Source organism: Saccharopolyspora sp. 7B (assembly GCF_020177435.1).
In the GTDB taxonomy this organism is placed as follows: Bacteria; Actinomycetota; Actinomycetes; order Mycobacteriales; family Pseudonocardiaceae; genus Saccharopolyspora_C; species Saccharopolyspora_C gregorii.
This window is the reverse complement of record NZ_JAIUKC010000103.1, coordinates 1-20346: the sequence shown is the minus strand read 5'-3', so window position 1 is coordinate 20346 and position 20346 is coordinate 1. Positions and strand designations below refer to the sequence as shown.

18 protein-coding genes and 1 tRNA gene are annotated in these 20346 nt (G+C 73.1%); 9 read left to right on the top strand and 10 right to left on the bottom strand.

The annotated features are described in order from the left end of the window. Positions 1–222 precede the first annotated feature (222 nt). Complete coding sequence (locus tag LCD33_RS16960; RefSeq protein ID WP_224978022.1) at positions 223–2043, top strand: ABC transporter ATP-binding protein; 1821 nt, start codon at positions 223–225, stop codon at positions 2041–2043. A gap of 57 nt (positions 2044–2100) precedes the next feature. Here the strand turns inward: LCD33_RS16960 and LCD33_RS16955 are convergent, their stop codons facing one another. Beyond that, positions 2101–3945, bottom strand: a complete 1845-nt coding sequence (locus LCD33_RS16955) for a prolyl oligopeptidase family serine peptidase (protein WP_224957235.1) — start codon at positions 3943–3945, stop codon at positions 2101–2103. 133 nt (positions 3946–4078) lie between these two features. On the opposite strand from LCD33_RS16955, the gene LCD33_RS16950 reads away from it, so the two are divergent. Continuing rightward, positions 4079–5356, top strand: a complete 1278-nt coding sequence (locus LCD33_RS16950; protein WP_224978021.1) for a hypothetical protein — start codon at positions 4079–4081, stop codon at positions 5354–5356. 158 nt (positions 5357–5514) lie between these two features. Here the strand turns inward: LCD33_RS16950 and LCD33_RS16945 are convergent, their stop codons facing one another. From LCD33_RS16945 to LCD33_RS16925, 6 genes are all read right to left on the bottom strand, one after another. Next, positions 5515–5745 carry a hypothetical protein gene (locus LCD33_RS16945; protein WP_224957239.1) on the bottom strand — a complete coding sequence of 77 codons (231 nt, stop codon included), beginning with the start codon at positions 5743–5745 and terminating at the stop codon, positions 5515–5517. Positions 5746–6435: 690 nt separating this feature from the next. Further along, positions 6436–6561 (bottom strand): hypothetical protein, encoded by a 126-nt coding sequence (locus LCD33_RS28960; RefSeq protein ID WP_255614516.1) that lies wholly within the window; start codon positions 6559–6561, stop codon positions 6436–6438. Between the two features lie 528 nt (positions 6562–7089). Beyond that, positions 7090–7163 (bottom strand) — tRNA-Pro (locus LCD33_RS16940). Positions 7164–7212: 49 nt separating this feature from the next. Next, entirely contained in the window at positions 7213–8151 is a 939-nt protein-coding gene (locus LCD33_RS16935; protein ID WP_224957295.1) for a metallophosphoesterase, read from the bottom strand. Between the two features lie 207 nt (positions 8152–8358). After that, the gene (locus tag LCD33_RS16930) at positions 8359–9141 is read right to left on the bottom strand and encodes a siderophore-interacting protein (protein WP_224966649.1); all 783 of its coding nucleotides are present in this window, start codon (positions 9139–9141) and stop codon (positions 8359–8361) included. Positions 9142–9164: 23 nt separating this feature from the next. Then, on the bottom strand, positions 9165–11585 hold the full coding sequence (locus LCD33_RS16925; protein ID WP_224966650.1) for a transglycosylase domain-containing protein: 2421 nt from the start codon (positions 11583–11585) through the stop codon (positions 9165–9167). Positions 11586–11832: 247 nt separating this feature from the next. On the opposite strand from LCD33_RS16925, the gene LCD33_RS16920 reads away from it, so the two are divergent. After that, positions 11833–12132: a WhiB family transcriptional regulator gene (locus LCD33_RS16920; protein WP_184483638.1), complete on the top strand. Its 300-nt coding sequence runs from the start codon at positions 11833–11835 to the stop codon at positions 12130–12132. Between the two features lie 136 nt (positions 12133–12268). Here LCD33_RS16920 and LCD33_RS16915 read toward each other — a convergent pair whose 3' ends face one another. Both LCD33_RS16915 and LCD33_RS16910 read right to left on the bottom strand, forming a co-directional pair. Further along, positions 12269–13399, bottom strand: a complete 1131-nt coding sequence (locus LCD33_RS16915) for an ArsA family ATPase (RefSeq protein WP_224957243.1) — start codon at positions 13397–13399, stop codon at positions 12269–12271. Continuing rightward, positions 13396–14397: an ArsA-related P-loop ATPase gene (locus LCD33_RS16910; protein WP_224957244.1), complete on the bottom strand. Its 1002-nt coding sequence runs from the start codon at positions 14395–14397 to the stop codon at positions 13396–13398. Before LCD33_RS16910 ends, LCD33_RS16915 begins: the two co-directional genes overlap by 4 nt. Before the next feature lie 269 nt (positions 14398–14666). Here LCD33_RS16910 and LCD33_RS16905 point away from each other — a divergent pair, with 269 nt between their 5' ends. From LCD33_RS16905 to LCD33_RS16890, 4 genes are all read left to right on the top strand, one after another. Beyond that, positions 14667–14831, top strand: a complete 165-nt coding sequence (locus tag LCD33_RS16905) for a DUF4177 domain-containing protein (protein ID WP_224957245.1) — start codon at positions 14667–14669, stop codon at positions 14829–14831. A gap of 2 nt (positions 14832–14833) precedes the next feature. After that, a complete protein-coding gene (locus LCD33_RS16900; RefSeq protein ID WP_224957246.1) occupies positions 14834–15292 on the top strand; it encodes a RidA family protein in 459 nt (152 codons plus the stop codon). Between the two features lie 385 nt (positions 15293–15677). Beyond that, positions 15678–16286 (top strand): hypothetical protein, encoded by a 609-nt coding sequence (locus LCD33_RS16895; protein WP_224957247.1) that lies wholly within the window; start codon positions 15678–15680, stop codon positions 16284–16286. Between the two features lie 35 nt (positions 16287–16321). Next, complete coding sequence (locus LCD33_RS16890) at positions 16322–17623, top strand: hypothetical protein (protein ID WP_224966651.1); 1302 nt, start codon at positions 16322–16324, stop codon at positions 17621–17623. Between the two features lie 41 nt (positions 17624–17664). Here the strand turns inward: LCD33_RS16890 and LCD33_RS16885 are convergent, their stop codons facing one another. Continuing rightward, complete coding sequence (locus tag LCD33_RS16885) at positions 17665–18558, bottom strand: Gfo/Idh/MocA family protein (RefSeq protein WP_224957249.1); 894 nt, start codon at positions 18556–18558, stop codon at positions 17665–17667. A gap of 136 nt (positions 18559–18694) precedes the next feature. Between LCD33_RS16885 and LCD33_RS16880 the strand changes: the two genes are divergently transcribed. Continuing rightward, complete coding sequence (locus LCD33_RS16880) at positions 18695–19534, top strand: NUDIX domain-containing protein (protein ID WP_224957251.1); 840 nt, start codon at positions 18695–18697, stop codon at positions 19532–19534. After that, positions 19531–20346 (top strand): MBL fold metallo-hydrolase (locus LCD33_RS16875; protein WP_224978020.1); only part of this gene is annotated, 816 nt, incomplete at its 3' end. The genes LCD33_RS16880 and LCD33_RS16875, both read left to right, overlap by 4 nt.

Genomic DNA, 20346 nt, shown 5'->3' with positions numbered 1-20346 from the left:
GAACGGCCCGGCGAAATCAGAGAAGAGAATCGACCAGGAGGTCACCATGGGATTCCCCATTCCGGTTCCCGGCAAGCGCCCGCACTTCCCGCGCCCCGAGCAGCCCGCCCCGGGCCGGCCGCAGCAGCCGCGGAAGTGACTCCGCACCGGAGGGTCGGCGGCGTCCGCATCGCCGCCGCCCCTCCGGGCGTTCCGCGCGATCGCGCACTGGAGAGGTGAATCATGACCGCTGCGCCGGGGATCCGCGAGATCTTCGCCCGGTTCCGCCCGCACCTGCGCCCGGAACGGGCCGGATTGCTGGTCGCGGGGGTGCTGCTGGTGGTCGCCGCGCTGGCCGACACCGCGGCGATCTGGATGTTCATGCTGATCACCGATGACGCGCTGGCCGCGGGCAGCCTCGACGCCTTCTGGGCGCCGGGGGCGGCCTGGCTGGGCATCGCGGTGGCCGGCGCGCTCGCCTCGTTCGGCGGGGCCTACCTCTCCGCGCGCGCGGCGGAACGATTCCTCGTGCGATTGCGCGCGCACGTCTTCGCGCACGTCCAACGATTGTCGCCCGATTTCTTCGCGCGCCGGAGAACGGGAGATCTCGTCGCCCGGATGTCCGGTGACGTGGAATCGGTGGAAAGGCTCGTCGCCTCCGGAGTGGTGGAGACGGGAACCGCTCTTTTCGGCGTCGTGCTGTACGCGGGGGCCGCGCTGTACCTGCGCTGGGACCTGGCGCTGCTGTCCTTCGCGCTCGCGCCCGCCTTCTGGCTGGTGGCCCGGAAGTTCTCCGCCGGGATCCGCGACGCCTCCCGGGCCGAGCGCGCCGCGAACGGCGAGATCGCGAGCACCGTCGCGGAGGGCCTCTCGCACGTCGAGCTGGTGCAATCCGCGAACCAGCAGCAACGGCAGGACGCGAAGCTGCACGCCGCCTCGATGCGCTGGTTCCGCGCCAAGCTGGTGGAGGCGCGGCTGTCCTCGACGTACGCGCCGCTGGTCACCGTGGTCGAGACGGTGTGCATCCTGCTGGTCATCGGCGTCGGGGTCTGGGAGATCTCCGCCGACCGCATCACCATCGGCGGGCTGATGGCCTTCGCCGCCTACATCGGCTACCTGTACCCGCCGCTGCAGGACCTGGGCCGCATCACGATGGCGGTCACCGCCGCCCGCGCCGGGGCGGAACGGCTCGTCGAACTGCTCGACGCGCGGCCCGCGGTGGTCGACGCCCCGGACGGCACCGCGCAGCTGCCGCCGGGTGGGCGCCCCGGCCGCGCCGTCGAGTTCGACCGCGTCGCCTTCCGGTACCCGCGGGCGGCGGAGCACGCGCTCCGCGACTTCCGGCTGGCCATCCGGCCCGGCGAGTTCGTGCTGGTCACCGGGCCCAGCGGGGTGGGGAAGTCGACGCTGGCGAAGCTGCTGCTGCGCTTCTACGACCCGGCGGCGGGGCGGGTGCTGCTCGACGGGGTGGACCTCACCCGGCTGCCGCTGCACGTGGTGCGCGACCAGATCGCGTTCGTCCCGCAGGAGGCGGACGTGCTGCACGGCACCGTCGCCGAGAACATCGCCTTCGGCCGCCCGGACGCCACCCCGGCCGAGATCGTCGCCGCCGCGCGGGAGGCCGACGCCGACGAGTTCGTCCGCGCCCTGCCGGAGGGTTACGAGACGGTCCTCGGCGAGCGCGGCGCGTTGCTGTCCGGCGGACAGCGCCGCCGCATCGCCATCGCCCGCGCGGTGCTGCGCCGCACCCCGGTGCTGGTGCTCGACGAACCCACGAACGGCCTGGACGCCGAGTCGAAGGCCAACGTGGTCGCGCCGCTGCGCAAGCTGTCCCGCACCCGCACCACCATCCTGATCAGCCACGACCCGGAACTGGCCGAGCTCGCCGACCGAGTGGTGGTGCTGCGCGGCGGGCGGGTGGCCGAACCCGCGCGCCCGCGGAGCCGCGTGCTCAGCGGCGAGCTGCCCGTCCCGGCGGCCGACGACCGGCCCACCGTGCGGCTGCACCGCCCGTGGCCGGCCGGGCTCACCGATCCGCTCCGCGCCCGTGGTGGCCGCGCGTGAACCGGCTGGGAATCCGCTGAACGCCCGGCCCGCGCGCGGCGGGCCGGGCGGAGCGGATCAGGCGCGGCCCACCGCCCGGCGCGCGAAGTGGATCTCCGCGGCGACCTGGCGCAGGGTCTCCGCCACCACCAGCGAGCCGTGGCCGGCGTCGTAGCGGTAGAACTCGAACGGCACCTCCCGCTGCGCCAGCCGGTCCAGGTAGTTCAGGATCTGCTGGATCGGGCACCGCGGATCGTTGTCCCCGGCCAGCACCAGCACCGGCGCCCGCACCTCGTCCACGTAGGTCAGCGGCGAGCACTCCTCGTAGACCGCGGGCACCTCCTCCGGCGAACCGCCGAACAGCGCCCGGTCGTAGGCGCGCAGCGGCTCCATCTCGTCCGCGTACGCCGAGACGTAGTCGGCGACCGGCACCCCGGCGACACCGCCCGCCCACCGCTCCGGCTGGGTGCCCAGCGCCAGCAGCGTCAGGTAGCCGCCCCAGGACGCCCCGGCGACCACGCTCAGCTCGGGCGTGGTGAGCCCGTCCCGCACCGCCCAGTCGTGCACGTGCGCGACGTCGGCGAGCTCGGTGAGGCCCGGCCTGCCCTCGATCGCGTCCCGCCACGCCGAGCCGTAGCCGGTCGAACCCCGGTAGTTGATCTCGACGACGGCGAAGCCCGCGTCCAGCCACGCCGCCCGGTACGCGGAGAACCGGTCCTCGTCCGCCGCGTGCGGCCCGCCGTGCAGGTTGAACACCGTCGGCACCGGCCCGTCACCCGCGCCCTCCGGCCGGGACACCAGCGCGTGCACCGACTCGTTCGGGCCGTGCGGGACGGGCACGAACACGTCGCGCACCGGCTCGGACCCCGGCGGCCGCTCCCCGGGCGGGGTCAGCAGCACCTCGTCGGTGCCGTCCGCGCGCAGCGTCCGCACCAGCGACGGCGTCGCCGCCGACGACCACGAGTACTCGACCGAGCGGTCCGGGCGCACCGAGGCGCCGCCGACGGTGCCCGCGGGTGTCGCCAGCTCCACCAGCTCGCCCGTCTCCAGGTCGTAGCGGTGCATCGTGGTCCGCGCGTGGTGGGTGTGCGCGATCAGCAGCGCGGTGCCGTCCGGGTACCAGTCCGCGGACACCTCACCGGGCAGGCCGAGGTCGATCTCCCGCTCGGTGTCGGCCAGCACGTCCCAGATCAGCAGTTCTTCCCGTCCGTGCCGCTCGTGCAGCACCAGCAGCCGCGGATCTCCGGCGACCGGCGCGAAGTCCAGCGCGTCCAGCCCCTTCCCCGGCCCGTCCCACTTGTCCGCGACGGTCGCGGCACCGTCCACCCGCAGCACGCGCAGCGCCGGGTGCCTGCTGTCGCCGTGCTCGGAGTGCGACAGCACCAGCAGGCTCTCGTCCCAGGACAGCGCGGACAGGCCACCGTCCTGCTCGTGCTCGTAGACGACCTCCGGGGCTCCGCCGGCGCGGGACACCCACACCGTCACCCCGTCGTCGGTGGACATGCCGACCCCGGTCACCGTCGGCCCGAGCTCCAAGCCGGCCGGATAGCCGGGGTGCGTCCCGGGCAGCGCCGGTTCCGGTTTCCCGCCGCCCGCGGCGAAGTCCTCGCTCACCCAGGAACCGAACTCGTCGCCGTCGGTGTCGTCGAACCACCACACCCGAGCGCCGTCGGCGGACAGCGTGCCGTGGAACGTCCCGTTCGGACGGTCGGTGACCTGGCGGTGCGCACCGGATTCGCGGTCCCACGCGTACAGCTCCCAGGTACCGCTGGCGTTGGAGACGTACAGGCTGCGGCCCGGCGCTTCCCGCGCCCAATCCGGCAGCGACACCCGAGGTGCGCTGAACCGCGCTCGCCACCGGGCCTCCCGCTCGGCGTCGTCGAACAGCTCTTGCGGAATCTTCGCGTCTGGGTACTCGCTCACCCCACGATCCTGCCCGATGCCCCCGACACCGCGCCGCCCCTTCCACTCGCCCGAGGCGGATCACCGGGACCGGGCAACCCCGCACCGCCGCCGCGCGTCACCCGGAGTCGTGGAACAACGCGAGGGAGCTGTGGTGGAACTCGGAACAAGGACCCTGATCGGCCTCGTCGGGCTGGGCGGTGCGCTCGCCGGATCGGTCGTGGCGACCGCCCCCGCGGTGGCCGCCGCCGGACCGGCCGCGCCCGCGGCCTGCGAGATCCGCGAACTCCCGCTGCCGCCCGGCACCACCGAGGGCGGGGTAGCGGGGGCCAGCGCGGACGGGCGGACCGCCGTCGGCCGGGCCGTGGGCCACGACCCGGTGCAGACCGAGGTCGGCGTGGTGTGGCGGGACGGCGAGATCGTGGACCTGCCCGCCGACCTGCCCGATGCGCTGACCGACGTGAACTCCGCCGGGGTCGCGGTCGGCGGAATCTTCGACGAGTACGGCGAACGGCGGCCCTACGTGCTGCGCGACGGCGAGGTCCACGTGCTGCCCGGGCACGTGACGCCGCGCGGCATCAACGACTCCGGCGTGATCGCCGGATTCCGCACCGATGCGGCCGGGGAGCTCCCGGTCGTGTGGAAGCCGGGCTCCGACCAGCCCGTCGACCTGGTCGGGCCGCGCGGCATCGCCACCGACGTCGCGGCGGACGGCACGGTGGTCGGCACCGTCGACGGCGACACCCCCGACGCCCCGACCGTCGGCTACGTCTGGCGGCCGGACGGCACCGGCGCCCCGCTCCCGCGGCCCGCGGGCGTCGCGCCGAACGCGCACCTGGAGGCGACCGGGATCAGCGGGTCGTGGGTGTTCGGCGACGGCCCCGACGGCGCGATCCGCTGGAACCTGGACACGGGGGCGGCCGAGTCGCTGCCCGACACCGTCGCGGGCTCGGGCGCGATCAACGACCGCGGCGTGGGGGGCGCCCCCCCCCCCCCCGGGCCGGGCGGGGGGGGGGGGGGGGGCGGCGCGCCGGGCCCCCGGGCCCCGGGGGGCGGGGGGGGGGGGGGGGGGGGGGGGGGGGGGGTGCGCGGGGGGGGGGGGGGGGCCCGCCCCCCGGCCCCCCCCCCCCCCCCCCGGGCCCGCCGGGGGGGGGCCCCCCCCCCCCGCCGGCTCCGGTCAGGACGGCGTTCTGGTCGACGGCGAGCAGCGGACCCAGCTGCCCGGGATGAACGGCTGGCAGGTCGCCCCGCGTTCGATCAGCCCGGACGGAACGGCGCTCACCGGAACCGCGGGGATGCTCAAGGGCCCGTCGAAACCGGTCCGCTGGACCTGCGCCTGATCGACCGGCGGCACCGCGAACCGGCCTCCGACGCGAGAACGGCCGGCCGGGTGCTCCCCGTAGCGGGGAGCACCCGGCCCCCCCGTCCGTGATCGGGTCGAGCACGCCGGTGGTCACCGTCGCGCATCTCCGAAAGGCGCGGCGCACCGCTGGGATGCGCGGGTCCCGTTACCCGTGACCGTTCCGCTCCGCGAATGCGCGGATGGGCGTCGCGAGGTGGGCGAGCACCGGTGTCACGCTTGAAATGTCGTCACCGGTAAGTGGCGACCAAGTAGAAGCCGTCCGACCTCTCCTCGCACTGGTAACCGACGATTCCTTCGTCGCCGCGGTGGTCCTCTCCGGCTTTACCGCACTTCTCCATGCTGTCGTACGGGCCGAATTCCTTGTCGACGTCCGCGAGCGCCGTACCTGCGCCGAGCGCGGCGGTACCGGCACCGGCGGCGCAGAGGACGAGTGCGGAGATGCTCTTGCGAAAACGCATGAAAACTACCTCGTGGATCGACTTCAGTTGCGAGTGACCGTTGGATTCGTCACATCCTGATGCTACGGGTGCGAGAACACCGGAACGGGTGATGACCGAGTCGATTCCGCAGTAGAGGGAAAACCATCGGCGTTCCCGTGAACGGAAACGGGAGCGGCTGAAAGCGTCGTCCAGTTCAGCGGTCGAGTCCTTTTCCGGGCGATATGCCGGAAGTGCCGTGGAATGTGCGGTGCTGCCGCGGGTCGTCGTCCGCCGGGTACCGCGGGTGCGGCCTGGGGGAGTCGGCGAGCGTCAACTCGGCGCCCGCCTGCGCTGAGCGCGGGCCAGGCCGAGCAGCCGGTGGGCGGCGTGTCACGCCGCTGCCCTTCCAGGCTTCGTTCGGCTCTGTAACAGCATCGAGGTGGGAGGTGGCGGGCCGGATGTTCTAATCTCGCTGCGCCCTGTCCGCAAGCCATGGAAAGAGAGTGTCCGTAGTGGGTATCAAGAGCCTCATCACCGCCGTCGTCACCATTGTCGTTCTGCTGGTGCTGTTCGCGATTCTGGCGGTGATGGGCGTCGTCTCTTGATCGCGTGCGGGTGCCTGCAAACTGCATGGACAGCCGGTTAAGGGCTGGTCCAGCTCGTCATGATCGGCCCTGCCCACCCACGCGCCGTTCTCCGCGCGCCACGGAATTTGCGCACTGCAACGGGCTAGAGCGAGATGTTGCCGTGGATCTCGCCTTCCTGGATCACGGTGCCGGTCACGTTGCCGAGGTTCCGGTTGTGGACGTACCCACCCTTGGTGCCGGCCTTCTGCTCTATCAGGTAGCGGACCATGTCTCCCAGGCGAAGCCGGAGCCCTGTTCGTGCCACGGCCGGACGTACGTCTTCCGAGGCTCAGGCTGGCTGACGTGGCCCGCCGCCGGGGTGTCGACGGGCACCGCATCTCCGTGGTCACCTTGCGTGTAGCGCCGCCGGACCGACGTGTCCGTGTGCCCGATTCGCTCATCGGCCGGCACCGCGGGCGTTCCCCACTCCTCCACGAGGGTCCGGTGGGAAGGGCGCAGACCATGCGGTGTCCGGCCCGGCGCGACCGGCAGCCAGCAGGCAGCAGCCCGCCCTGCGCACCGCGGCCACGTACCGGTACTCCAGGCCAGGATGGGAAACAGCGTTGGACGCGCGGCTCGCCATGTCTCCGCGGTCGCCGGTGACCGTTCTGGACGAGGTTCTGAAGGAGCGCGCGGGGAGCGGCCGGGAGAGCTGATACCAAGATCGTCTCCCGGTCTTCTCCCAAGAGGTGATCCGGAGACGAGAAAAGGGCCTGGCCGGAACTCCTGCTGGAGTCCTGACCAGGCCCTCTACCTGTCGGGGTGGCGGGATTTGAACCCACGACCTCTTCGACCCGAACGAAGCGCGCTCCCAAGCTGCGCCACACCCCGATCACTCAACGGCGAACATCTCGGGTGCTCGTCCGCCGCTGAGCAAAGTCTAGCGGATGTTCGCGCGGGCCCCGGAAGGGGGGTTCCCGAACAGTCCGGTGGCCTTCGGCGCGGCGCCCTGCGAGCGCGGGACCAGCGTCAACAGCGTCGCCTCCGGCGGGCAGGCGAACCGCACCGGCGCGTACGGGGAGGTGCCCAGCCCCGCCGACACGTGCAGGTGCATGTCGCCCCACGTGGACGCGCCGCGCGCCCGCGCCCGGTCCAGCTCGCAGTTCGTCACGATCGGGCCGTAGCCGGGAACGCGCAGCTGCCCGCCGTGGGTGTGCCCGGCCAGCACCAGGTCGTACCCGTCGTCGGCGAAGGCGTCCAGCACCCGCGGTTCCGGCGAGTGCGTCAGGCCCAGCCGCAGCTGCGCCTCCTGCGGCGGGTCGCCCGCGATCTTCGAGTACTTGTCCCGCTTCAGGTGCGGGTCGTCCAGTCCGGCCACGTGGATCCGGATCCCGGAGATCTCCACGTCGTGCCAGCGGTGCGTGACGTCCGTCCAGCCGCGTTCGGTCATCGCCGCGCGCAGGTCCCGCCACGGCAGCGGATCGCCGTGGATGCGCTTTGTCTTCGCCGAGGGCAGCAGGTAGCGCGCCGGGTTCTTCGGCTTCGGCCCGTAGTAGTCGTTGCTGCCGAACACGAACACCCCGGGCCGGTCCAGCAGCGACCCCATCGCGCGCAGCGCCGCGGGCACCGCCTGCGGGTGGGCGAGGTTGTCGCCGGTGTTGACCACGAGGTCGGGGGCGAGCTCGTCGAGGGCGGCGACCCAGCGCTGCTTGGACCGCTGGTTCGGCATCATGTGCAGGTCGGAGATGTGCAGGATGCGCAGTTCCGGCGCGCCTTCCGCGAGCACCGGCACGGTGGCGCGGCGCAGCGTCCAGTGCGTTCGTTCGACACCTGCGGCGTAGCCGAAGGTCGCGGCACCCAGTGCGCCGCCGGCGAGCATGATCCGACCGAGCTTGTTCACGTCGCCCAGCCTACGACCGGTGGCGGACCCGCGACGCTCGGGAGGGCACCGCCCGATCACCACCCCAGACCCCCTGAACAGCAGCGGTCCCCTGTCGTTCCCCGTCGGCGGCGAAGCCGCTGAGCAGCGAGCGCGTAGCCAGGCCGACCACCCGCCCCACCGCGGCAGGAGTCGGACGGCAGGCGATCAGGCGGCGGTGGCGTAGCGCCAGTAGGCGAGGGCGTACACCCGGCGCCGGTCCAGGCCGAGCTCCTGCTGGCAGTGCTCCCGGATGACGTGCACGGCCTCGGCTTCGGCGCCCACCCAGACGTCCGGCCGCGGCCCGAGATCCGCCGCCCGCACCGCGTCCGCGAGCACCGAGCCCCGCCCGGCGGGGGCCCCGTCCCGGTGCAGCCAGGTCCACTCCACGTCCGCCGCGGTGCGCACCTCCTGGTGCTCGGCCGCGTCGGCGACCTCGGCGAACACCCGGACCCGGGCCCGCTCGTCCAGTTCCTCGACCATCGCCAGCATCGCGGGCAGCGCCGTCTCGTCGCCGGCCAGCACGAGCCGGTCCGCGGCCGGGTCCGGCCGGTAGGAGGGGCGCGGGCCGACGGCCACGACCTGCGACCCGCTTTCCACGTCGCGGGCCCAGGTCGAGCCGGGGCCGTCGTGGTCGTGCACCACCAGGTCGATCGCGAGCCGCCGCCGCGCCGCGTCGAACCAGCGCACCGTGTACGTGCGCTGCTTCGGCTGCTGCTGCCGCGGCAGCGCGAAGACCTCGGCGCGGTCGCGGCCCAGCGGCATCGGCTGCCCGGGCCGCGGCAGGCAGAGCTTGATCCGCTGGTCGCTGCCGGTGCTGTCGAAGTCGGCGAGCTCGTCGCCGCCGAGCACGACCCGCACCATCCGCGGCGTGATCCGCTCGACCTCGTCCACCCGCAGCAGCCGGTACCGGGACCGCACCCGCCGCGTGCTCGCCTGCGTGTTCGTCACAGCAGCCGAGTGTAGGGAGCCGGTCAGGGCGGGAAGATGCCCGGCGGGATCGGCACGAACGGCGGATCCGGCTGCTGCTCGCCCGGCGGCCGTCCCGGTTCGCCCGGCGCGGGGGGCGGCGGGGGCGGGGGTTTCGGCGCGGTGGACGGCGGCGGCACGTACCCGGTGCTCACCGACAGGGTCACCGTCTCGCCGGGCAGCGCGAAGCCGCGCGGCGTCTGGCTGGTGACCGAGCCCTTGCGGCGTTCGCTGTTGACCGAGCGCTGCTCGACCTTGTAACCGGCCTTCTCCAGGGTGCGCTTGGCCCGCTCGGCGCTGATGCCGACGACGTTGGGCACCTGGAACTCGTCGCCGCCGTTCTCGTAGCGGTCGGTCACCTCGGGGAGCTCCATCGTGGGCAGGCCCTCGTGGATCTTCGTCATGGCTTCGAACCAGGTCCGCGCCGGGACCTTGCCGCCGTAGATGTTGCCGCCGTTGGCCCCGCACAGCGTCGGCGGCGTGCTGTCGCAGATGCCCTGCGGGTTGGTGCCGTCGGAGAAGGTGAGCACCGAGCCGGCGAACTGCGGGGTGGCGCCGATGAACCCGGCGGACTGGTGGGCTTCGGTGGTCCCCGTCTTGCCCGCGATCGGCCGCGACCAGCCCGCGCTGTTCGCGGCGCCGTACGCGGTGCCGCCAGCCTGGTCGTCCTGGCTCATGCCGACGGCCATCGCGTTCGCGAGGCCCTCGTCCACGGCTTGCTCGCACGGATCCTCGGTGATCGAGATCGGGTTCCCGTTGCGGTCGATGATCTGGTCGACCGGCGTCGGCGGGCACCAGGTGCCGCCGCTCATCAGGGTCGCCGAGACGTTCGCCAGCTCCAGCGGGCTGGTGGGCCCGAAGCCGAGCGTGAACGCCCCGATCTTTTTCTCCTTGACCACGTCGGCCATCGACGGCCCGTTGGCGCCGTTCGGGGCGAGCGGGTCGCCCTGGAAGTTCGAGTGCAGCAGCGTCTGCCGCATCCCGAGGCGGGTCGCCATGTCCACCGTCTGGTCCAGCCCCACCCGTTCCTGCAGTGCGACGAAGGCGGTGTTCGGCGAGGTCGCGAGCGCCTTCTGCAAGGTCCGCGGCCCCGGGTTGACGCCTTCGGCGTTGCCGACGGTGTAGGGCGCCGACCCGTTGCGGTACACGGTGGAGGTGTAGTGGCCGGGCGCCTGGATGGTGTTCTGGATCCCCATCCCCTTCTCCAGCGCGGCCGCGGCGGTGAACACCTTGTAGACCGATCCGGCGCCGAACTTCGCGACGCCGCTGGGCAGCGGGTACGAGGTCTGGCCGCGTTCGGCGTCGTTGCCGAAGTCGCGGTTGGCGACCAGCGCCCGCACCTCGTGCTTGTCCTTGCCGGGTTCGACGACGGCCATCACGTTCGCGATGCCCTTGGTGTCGCGCGGCACGTGCTTCTCGGCGGCCTGCTTCGCGGCGTCGGTGGCCTTCTGGTCGAGGGTGGTGCGGATCGTGTAGCCGCCGGTGCGCAGGTCCTGCTCGGCGAACCCGGCGTTCTGCAGGTAGTCGACGACGTACTTGCAGAAGAAGCCGTCGGCGGGCCCGGCGCCCACGCAGTTGTTCGGCAGCGTGTTCAGCGGCGAGACGAGCCCGAGCGGCGCGGCGCGGGCGGCGTCGGCGGTGCGCCGGTCGATCCGGTGCTGCGCCTGCATGGAGTCGATGACGATGTTGCGCCGCAGCGTGGCCTCGTCCGGGTTCGTCGCCGGGTTCAGCGCGCTGGGGCTGTTCACGATGCCCGCCAGCAGCGCGGACTGCGGCACGTCCAGCTCGTCCGGGGTGGTGTTGAAGTAGGTGCGGGCGGCGGCGGCGACCCCGTAGGTCTGGTTCCCGAACGGCACCACGTTCAGGTAGCGGGCGAGGATCTCCTGCTTGCCCAGCCGCTTCTCCAGCTGCAGCGCGATCCGGATCTCCCGCAGCTTGCGCGCCGGGGTCTGCTCGACGGCCTTGGCCTGCTTGACCGGGTCGTCGGCGGCGACCACGTGCACCTGGTAGTTCTTCACGTACTGCTGGGTGAGCGTGGACCCGCCCTGGGCGATCTCGCCGGACATCTGGTTGGTGACGGCCGCGCGCACCGTGCCCGCCCAGTCGACGCCCTCGTGCTCGAAGAACCGGCGGTCTTCGATCGAGGTGATCGCCGCCTTCATCTGGTCGGAGATCTGGTCGGGCGCCGCGGGCGTCCGGTTCTGGTCGAAGAGGTAGGCGATCGGCACCCCGGCCCGGTCGGTGACCGTGGTCACGAGCGGAGGGTCCTGCGTCATCAGCTCGGAGGAGAGGTTGTTCACCGCGTCACCCGCGCGGTTGGACACCACTCCGAGAGCCCCGGCGGCCGGGAAGAGCATCCCGGCGACGAGAACTCCGGCGAGCACACACAGGCCGAAGAGCTTCAGCAAGCTGTCCCGGACACGCACGACGGCAAGACTAAGTGGTTTTACCGACATCAACACGCCGGTGTCAGGCGGTTCCGCCCGATGTGATGAGGGTCAAAGATAACGGAGCGACAACCCTTGTTTGGTTGTGGAACCGAGGGGCTCTAAAGTTCGTCCACGTCCAGCGACAGCATCGTTACGGCGCACCATGCGCCGCGGCATCCGGTGCCGGGGGGGCTCCGGACGAAATTCGGTCGCCGACGATCCAGTGAGGAGCTGGGGGAGCCTTATGTTCGAGCAGGGGGACTGGCGGGTTCAGGCAGCATGCCGGGATGAGAATCCGGACCAGTTGTTCGTCAGGGGAGCTGAGCAGCGCAAAGCGCGAATGATCTGCTTCGGCTGCCCGGTGCGGACGGAGTGCCTCGGAGAGGCGCTCGACAACAAGATCGAGTTCGGCGTGTGGGGTGGAATGACCGAGCGGGAGCGGCGCGCGCTGTTGCGCCGCCGTCCGGAAGTCCGCAACTGGCGGGAGCTTCTGGAAGCCGCTCGGGACGACTACGCCGACATCGACGAGTACCAGGTGGGCTGATTAGCCCGTCGTGATCACGGTCCGGGCGGCTCGTTTTTTCGGGCCGCCCGGAAACCCGTTCACTCGTTCAGCGCAATGGCGATCCGACGGATTGTGAGCACCGGATTGCGCATTCTTGCTGCCAGGAATATTTGGATTATTCCGCCGCGAGTCGCCGGCCGATCTCCCGCAAGCCGTCCAGATCGTGCACGTCCGCGGGAAGCGCGGGCACGCCCACCAGCGCCACCTCCGGGTGCGCGCGGGTGAACCGGGCGAGCATCCGCCGCTCCCGGTCGGCCACCGCGACCCGGTCGGCGTGCACCCGCAGCACCGCCGCGGTCAGCGGGGATGTTCCGGCGGCGTCCAGCTGCTCGGCGGCCGACAGCGCGCGGCTGCCCGTCAGCTCCGCGAACACCGGATGGGTGCGGTTGGCGACCAGCCCGGCCAGCGGCATGCCCTCGGCGGTGAGCCGCTCCACGAAGAACGACGCCTCGCGCAGCGCGTCCGGCTCCGGCGCGGCGATCACCACGAAGGACGTGCCGGGGGAGCGCAGCAGCCGGTAGGTGTGGTCGGCGCGCTCCCGGAACCCGCCGAACGTCGAGTCGAAGGCCTGCACGAACGCGGAGGCGTCGGCCAGCAGCTGGCCGCCGATCACCGTGGACACGGCCTTCGAGAACATCCCGAACCCGGCGCCGACGATCTTCCGCAGGCCCTTGCCGCTCGCCTTCGCCGGCGAGGACAGCAGCTTGATCAACCGGCCGTCGAGCACCGTGGACAGCCGCTGCGGCGCGTCCAGGAAGTCCAGCGCGGACCGGCTCGGCGGCGTGTCCACGACGATCAGGTCCCACTCGCCGGAGGCGGCCAGCTGGCCGAGCTTCTCCATCGCCATGTACTCCTGCGTGCCGGAGAACGACGTGGAGATCGTCTGGTAGAAGGGGTTCTCCAGGATCTGCCTGGACCGCTCCTCGCCCGCGTGCGCGAGCACCATGTCGTCGAAGGTGCGCCGCATGTCCAGCATCATCGCGTTCAGGTCGCCGGTGGGCTCGAAGTCGTCGAGCACCACCTGCCGCGGCTGGTTGTCCAGCTCCCGCATGCCCAGCGCCTGCGCGAGCCGCCGCGCCGGGTCGATGGTGAGCACCACGGTCTTGCGGCCCCGCTCAGCGGCGCGCACCGCCAGCGCGGCGGCCGTGGTGGTCTTGCCGACGCCGCCGGAGCCGCAGCAGACCACGACGCGGTTCGCCGGATCGTCGAGCAGCCCGTCGACGTCGAGCGCTGCGGGCCTCGTCATCGCGACCTCCCGACGCCGTGCTCGGTGAGGATCTCGGCGAGCTCGTAGAGCTCGGCCACGTCGATCCCGGCGGTCAGCTCGGGCAGCCGCACGCTCGGCAGGTCGGCGGCCGCGAGCCGCTCCTCGGCCTCCTGCTCGGCCCGGGAGCGCACCGCGTGCTCCACGGTCTCCTCGGTGAGCGCGTCCAGCAGCTCGGCGTCCGCGGTCACCCCGGCCGCTTCGAGTCCGGTGCGCAACCGGTCGGCGTCGACCCGGCCTGCCGCGGCGGCGGCCACCGAGCGCGCGGGCAGGTGCCCGGGCCGCACCCGGTTCAGCAGCACCGCGCCGGGGCGCAGCTCGGCCGCGTCCAGCTCGGCGACGGCCTCCAGGGTCTCCCGCACCGGCAGGTCCTCCAGCAGGGTCACCAGGTGCACCGCGGTGTCGCCGGAGTGCAGCAGCCGCACCACGCCCTCGCTCTGGCCGCGGATGGGCCCGACCTTCGCCAGGTCGGCCATGGCGCGGGTGACGTCCAGGAACTTCACGACCCGCCCGGTCGGCGGCGCGTCCAGCACCACCGCGTCGTAGACGTGGCGGCCGTGCTCGTCGGTGCGCCCGACGCACTCCTTGACCTTGCCGGTGAACAGCACGTCCCGGAGACCGGGGGCGAGCGTGGTGGCGAACTCGATGGCGCCCATCCGCTTCAGCGTGCGCCCGGCGAAGCCGAGGTTGTAGAACATCGACAGGTATTCGAGCAGCGCCGGTTCGGCGTCGATGGCCAGCGCCCGCAGCTCACCTCCGCCGGGGGCGGCGGCGATCGTCTCCTCGGCGTAGGGCAGCGGCGCGGTGTCGAAGAGCTGCGCGATGCCCTGCCTGCCCTCGACCTCGACCAGCAGCACGCGGCGGCCCCCGGTCGCCAGCGCCAGCGCCAGCGCGGCGGCGACCGTGGTCTTCCCGGTGCCGCCCTTGCCGCTGACGATGTGCAGCCGAGCGTCGTTGAGTTCGGCGTTCCATCCGGTCACACGATCAGCGTAGGTGGGGTCCGGGGTCGCTGTCTCCCGCACGTAGCAGCCATCTCCAGGTCGCACATCGGTAGTTCTGCGTAGGCGCGGACGCGTGGTGCTCAGGTGCCGCGGCGGCCGGGGCCCGCCGGCCTGAGTAGTTCCGCCCGCCGGTGGGCGCGTTCCGGAGGTGGGACGCGGTGGCGGGCCGGGCATGACGCGGACGCGCTCACCCGGGTGAACGCGCCCGCGGGGCAGCGGCGCCCTCGCACCCGGTCGTCTCTACGCTGGTGACCATGACCAAATGGGAGTACGCGACCGTGCCGCTGTTGACCCACGCGACCAAGCAGATCCTGGACCAGTGGGGTGAGGACGGCTGGGAGCTCGTTTCCGTCCTGCCCGGTCCGACCGGTGAGCAGCACGTCGCTTACCTGAAGCGCCCGAAGGAGTCCTGATCGTGGGCGCCTGGAAGCAGCGGCTGGCCGAGCTGGGCATCGAGCTGCCCGCGGTCGCGACCCCGGTCGCGGCCTACGTGCCCGCGGTGCGCAGCGGGTCGCAGGTGTTCACCTCCGGGCAGCTCCCGTTCGCCGGGGGCGAGCTGGCGGCGGTGGGCAAGGTCGGCGCCGAGGTGGACCCGGAGTCGGCGAAGGCGCACGCCCGCACCTGCGCGCTGAACGCGCTGGCCGCGGTGGACGCGCTGGTCGGGCTGGACTCGATCGTGCGGGTCGTGAAGGTCGTCGGTTTCGTGGCGTCCGCGGAGGGCTTCACCGGCCAGCCCGCAGTGATCAACGGCGCTTCGGAGCTGATCGGCGAGATCTTCGGGGAGGCGGGCAGCCACGCCCGGTCCGCGGTCGGCGTCGCCGAGCTCCCGGTGGGAGCTCCGGTCGAGGTGGAGATGATCGTCGAAGTGGCGTGAGCGCCGGTTCCGCCGCGCGGCGGTGTCCGCGGGCGGGCGTCGGTCGTGGAGGGGTCGCGGTGCCGCGCCCCCTCTTCCGCGTTCCGGGCCGGTGCGGGGTGATCTTGGTCCGGGCGCCGGACCGCGTCGCGACCGGCGGCGGGACCGTTTCTCGCCAGGTACGGCCCGCTCCCCGTCTACCAACCAGTACGCTTCGGGCGTCGCTACTTCGGGTGATCAGCAAGCCGTCACCCGAACGGCGGTATGAACACCGGCGAGTGATCGATCGAGCTTGCTCCTCCGCTACTCCGCGCGAGAGAGTGCACCCCGATCGAGTGCTCTCGGCATGAGGGGTGCGGGGGTCGCTCGCACCGGGTGACGAGCGAACGAGCTGGGAGGGGGCGACGTGGCGGTGCGCGAAACGGACCTCTTGTGCCACGAGCTGCTGCTTCGACTTGCCGGGAGGCTGCCGGACCGGCACCTCTGGCGCTACCGGGACTGGCTGGCGGGCGGGGCGGCCGACGTCCTCGCGCGCTCACTGCCCGCGACGCTGCTGCGGGAACGCGTCGCGCTGTCCGACGCCGACCACCGCAGGCTCGCCGAAGCCCTGCTGCCGCTGGGTGCCGACCCGTCCGTGGTGCACGCCGTGCTCCCCGGCGCGGATCCGGACCGCTACAACTTCCGCGCCGAGTCCCACGTGGACGACAAGGGCGACCCGGCGGTGCTGGTCCTCGGCGCCACGCTGCGCGGCAGGCAGGGCGTGCGCGAAACCCGCAGCTCCTGGCGGCACCTGCCGGGAACGCGGCCCAAGCGGATCATCCTGGTGACCGGTTCCGCGGACCCCGTCGAGCTCACCAGCGAACTGCAACGCATCCTGCGCGCGCTCGGGGACTCCGAGCCGTGCGTCGAGGTGCTGCCGCCCGAGGTGGAACCGACCGCCTACCACCGCGCCGCGCTCGCCGAGTCGGCGCTGGTGTGCTCGGGCGCCGACGAACTCGTGGGACATCGTGGCTGACGGTGCCGGTGCAGGCGCCGTAGAAGGAGGCATTCGTGGTGGACGTCGCTGAGGGTGCGGGGCCGGTGGAACGCCTGCACAACCTCCTGCTGGCCCTGACCGGCCGGGTGGACGACGACGCCGTCAATTCGGTTCGCGAGATGCTCGGCATCGGGCAGCTCGACGCGGCCGCCGAGTTCCTGATCGGCTGCCTGCTGGCGGGCCGGATCCCGGTGACCTCGACGGAGCAGTACCACCTGCGCCGCTCGCTTGACGAGGCAGGCTCGCCGCACGCGCCCGCGGACCGGTTGCACGTGGTGGAAGCGGTGCAGGACGAAGGGCACCGGTTCAGCGAGAACCCCGACCAGGACCGCACCGACCACGATCTGGTCGACGCGCTGGCCCCGATCGCGGGTCGCCTGCACGGCGTGCGGGCCCTGTGGTGCACCTGGCGCACCACGCCCGCGGGCGTCACCTACGGCGCGGTGCCGCGGCGGGTGCTGCTCGCCGAGGTCGGCGCGGACGGCTCGGTGACCGCCGCCGGGTACCAGCTGCTGGAGGCGCTGCGGCGCGCCGGCGTGGGCTGCTCGGTGGACGTGTTCACCAGCGGCATGGACCTGCCGCCGTACCACCGCAACGCGCTGGCCACGGCCCGCCGGGTGCACCTCGACCTGGCCGCCCAGGTCGCGATCCCGAACGGTGCGGCGAACCACGCGCGGGCACCGCGCGCCACCGCGGGCAGCAAGGCCGGCGGTGGAGCAGATCTCCCGGGTGAGCCAGCCGCGGGGCCGGGAAGACGCGCCGAGGCCCCGGTTCCTGAGACCGCCTCCCACGACTCGGCACGCCACGACCAGGCACGTCCCGAACCCGTCCGCCCGGAACCGCCGCGGCCCGAACCGGTCCGCGAGCAGGTGCGCCCGGAACCCGCCCGCGAGGAGAAGCCGCCTGCTCGGCAGCAGCCCCGCCCGGAACCGGTCGCGGAACAGCCCCGCCCGAACCGCGAGGAAGCGCCCGTCGCCGCGGAGCAGACGCTGCGCCAGCGCCCGGTGAACCCGGAGGACCTCCAGCAGGACCCGGCCCGGCAGCAGGAGCAGCCGCAGCAGCAGGGCGGTGGGAAGAACACCCGCGTCCCCGCCGCGGTCGACGCCAAGCTCACCGACCGGGAGCGGAACCTGCTGCGCAAGCTGCACGAGGAGCTCGCCCAGCGCGAGCAGGACCGCGGGGGCCCCGCGTCCTCCGGCGAGCAGCAGGCGCAGCCGGTCGGCAACAAGTCCGGTGCGCAGGGCCAGGACTCGTGGAACTCCACGATGCCGGGCTCGGCGACCGGTGGGTTCCCGCCCATCGACAACCCGCGCTGACCGGCCCGGTGCGTCCGCGACGCGGGTGCACCGGGCCGGGTTCAGAGCTCGGCCGCGCGCTGCACGCCGTCCAGCACGCGTTGCAGGTGCAGCCCGCGCCGCACGTCGCACGGGTGCGCCGTGCGGCCGGACCGGATCATCGCCAGGAACTCGTCCAGCAGCTGTGCGTAGCACTCGTGCGCCGCGGTGCGCCTGCCGGTGAGCTGCGACTTCCCGTTGCTGCCGTAGAGGGTGAACTCGACGAGCGCGGGTTGCACCGGCACCCGCAGCGACAGGGTGAGGGTGCTGCTGGCGCCGCTGGCGTGCTCCAGCACCAGCTGCCACATGTCCGACTCGTCCCGGCGCGCGTGGTGCACCCGGGTGATCCGGCCGAGCGCGGCGTCCAGCAGGTCCAGCGCGTGCGGTCCCGCGTCCAGCAGCGCCCCGGTGGTCTCCTGCCGCCACGGCGTGGCCGCGTAGTCCCCGGACAGCAGCCCGCCCGCGATCCACTGCGCGGAACCGCCGGTCCAGCCGCCGAGGTGCCCGAGCCCGGTGAGCCAGTCGCGGACCTCGGGGGCGAACCGGCGGGTCAGCACCAGCAGCGCCGCGACGCCGCTCTGCCGCACCGCCGCCGCCACGGCCTCCGCGGACGGCACGTCCCCGGCGAGCGGTTTCTCCAGCACGAGGTGCTTGCCCTCGCGGGCGGCCTGCACGGCCAGTTCCCCCTGCACCGCGGGGGGAACGGCGAACGCGACGGCGTCCACGGCGTCCAGCAGCGCCTCGTAGTCGTCGGCGACGTCCGCGTCGTAGTGGTAGGCGAGCGCTTTCGCGGTGTCCGGGCGCCGCGACCACACCGCGGCCAGCCGCATCCCGGGGTGCGCGTGCACACCGGGGGCGTGCACGCGCCTCGCCCACGGTCCCGCTCCGACGATGCCGACCCGAAGTGCTCCGCTCATGCGGTCATCGTCCCCGTGTCCGGATCATCGCGCAGACCTCGGGGCCGGAGAAGTGGCCCGGTGGCAGGGGAAACCGCCTTTGTTGATCTTGATCACAGGGGTGATCGGGCGCGCTTCTCCGCTTAAGGTGACCGGCATGGTGCGTTTGCCGGAGGACCTGACGCTGCCCGACGGATTCGTCCTGCCCGAACGGCCCGATCCGCCCGCGACGCCGAAGGACGCCGCCACCGTCGTGCTGCTGCGCGACGGCGACCGCGGGCCGGAGGTGTTCCTGCAGCGCCGCGTCGAGGGCATGCCGTTCGCCGGTGGCATGACCGTGTTCCCCGGCGGCGGCGTGGACCGCAGGGATGCCGACGCCTCGGTGACCTGGAGCGGACCGCCGCCGCGGTGGTGGGCCGAGCGCTTCGAGTGCTCCGAGGACACCGCGCGGGCGCTGGTGTGCGCCGCGGTCCGCGAGACCTTCGAGGAATCCGGGGTGCTGCTGGCCGGTCCCGACGCGGACTCGGTCGTCGACGACACCCGCCCGTACGCGGACGCGCGGCCGAAGCTGGAGTCCCGCGAGCTGTCGCTGGCCGGGTTCCTCGCCGACGCGGGCCTGGTGCTGCGCGCCGACCTGCTGCGGCCGTGGGCGAACTGGGTGACCCCGGAGGAGGAGCCGCGCCGGTACGACACCCGCTTCTTCCTCGCCGCGATGCCGGAGGGGCAGCGCGCTGACGGCGTCACCTCGGAGGCCTCCCGCGCGTACTGGAGCACGCCGGAGGACGCCCTGGAGGACTGGCGGCAGCAGCGCTGCGGCCTGCTCCCGCCGACCTGGGTGACGTTGTCCGAGGTCGGGGCCTGCGGCAGCGTCGCCGCGGCCCTGGACGTGCAGCGCCCGCTCGGCAAGGTGCTCCCGCAGCTGGAACACCGGGACGGCGCGTGGCGCGTGGTGCTGCCCGGCGATCCCGGCTACCGCGGCGAGGAGGAAGGCCGGTGACCCACCCCTCCTACGGCCTGCTGCGGCAGGTGACGCCGTTCGCGTCGGTGCTGCTGGCCGCGAACCCGGGACCGATGACCTTGGACGGCACCAACACCTGGCTGCTCGGCTCGGGACCGGACCGGGTGGTGGTCGACCCGGGCCCCGGGGACGAGCACCTGGAGCGGATCCTGGCGCAGGGTCCGGTGTCGCTGGTCCTGCTCACGCACCACCACTTCGACCACACCGAGTCCGCGGCGGAGCTCGCGGAGCGCGCCGGGGCGCCGGTGCGGGCGCTGGACCCGCAGCTGTGCACGGGCGCGGGCCCGCTGGTCGACGGCGAGGTCGTCGAGGCCTCCGGGGTGCGGCTGACCGTGCTCGCCACGCCCGGCCACACCCGCGACTCGGTGTGCTTCCGCGCGGAGCGCGACGGGCAGGAGGCGGTGCTGACCGGGGACACCATCCTGGGGCGCGGCACCACCGTCGTCGCGCACCCGGACGGGCACCTGGGCTCCTACTTGGCCTCGCTGCGGGCGTTGGCGGCGCTGCCCGCCGGACTGCCCGCGCTGCCCGGCCACGGCCCGGACCTGCCCGACGTGGTCGAGGTGGCGAACGGCTACCTGGCGCACCGCGAGCAGCGGCTCGACCAGATCCGCGAGGTGGTCCGCGCCCGCGGCCCGCAGGTCACCGCCGCCGAGGTGGTGGCGGTCGTCTACGCCGACGTGCCGCCGGAGGTGCGGGAAGCGGCCGCGTGGAGCGTCGCCGCCCTCACGACCCAGCCGAACGCCTCCGTCTCGGTCCCGGCCGGCGCGGCCAGGTCCAGCGCCACCGAG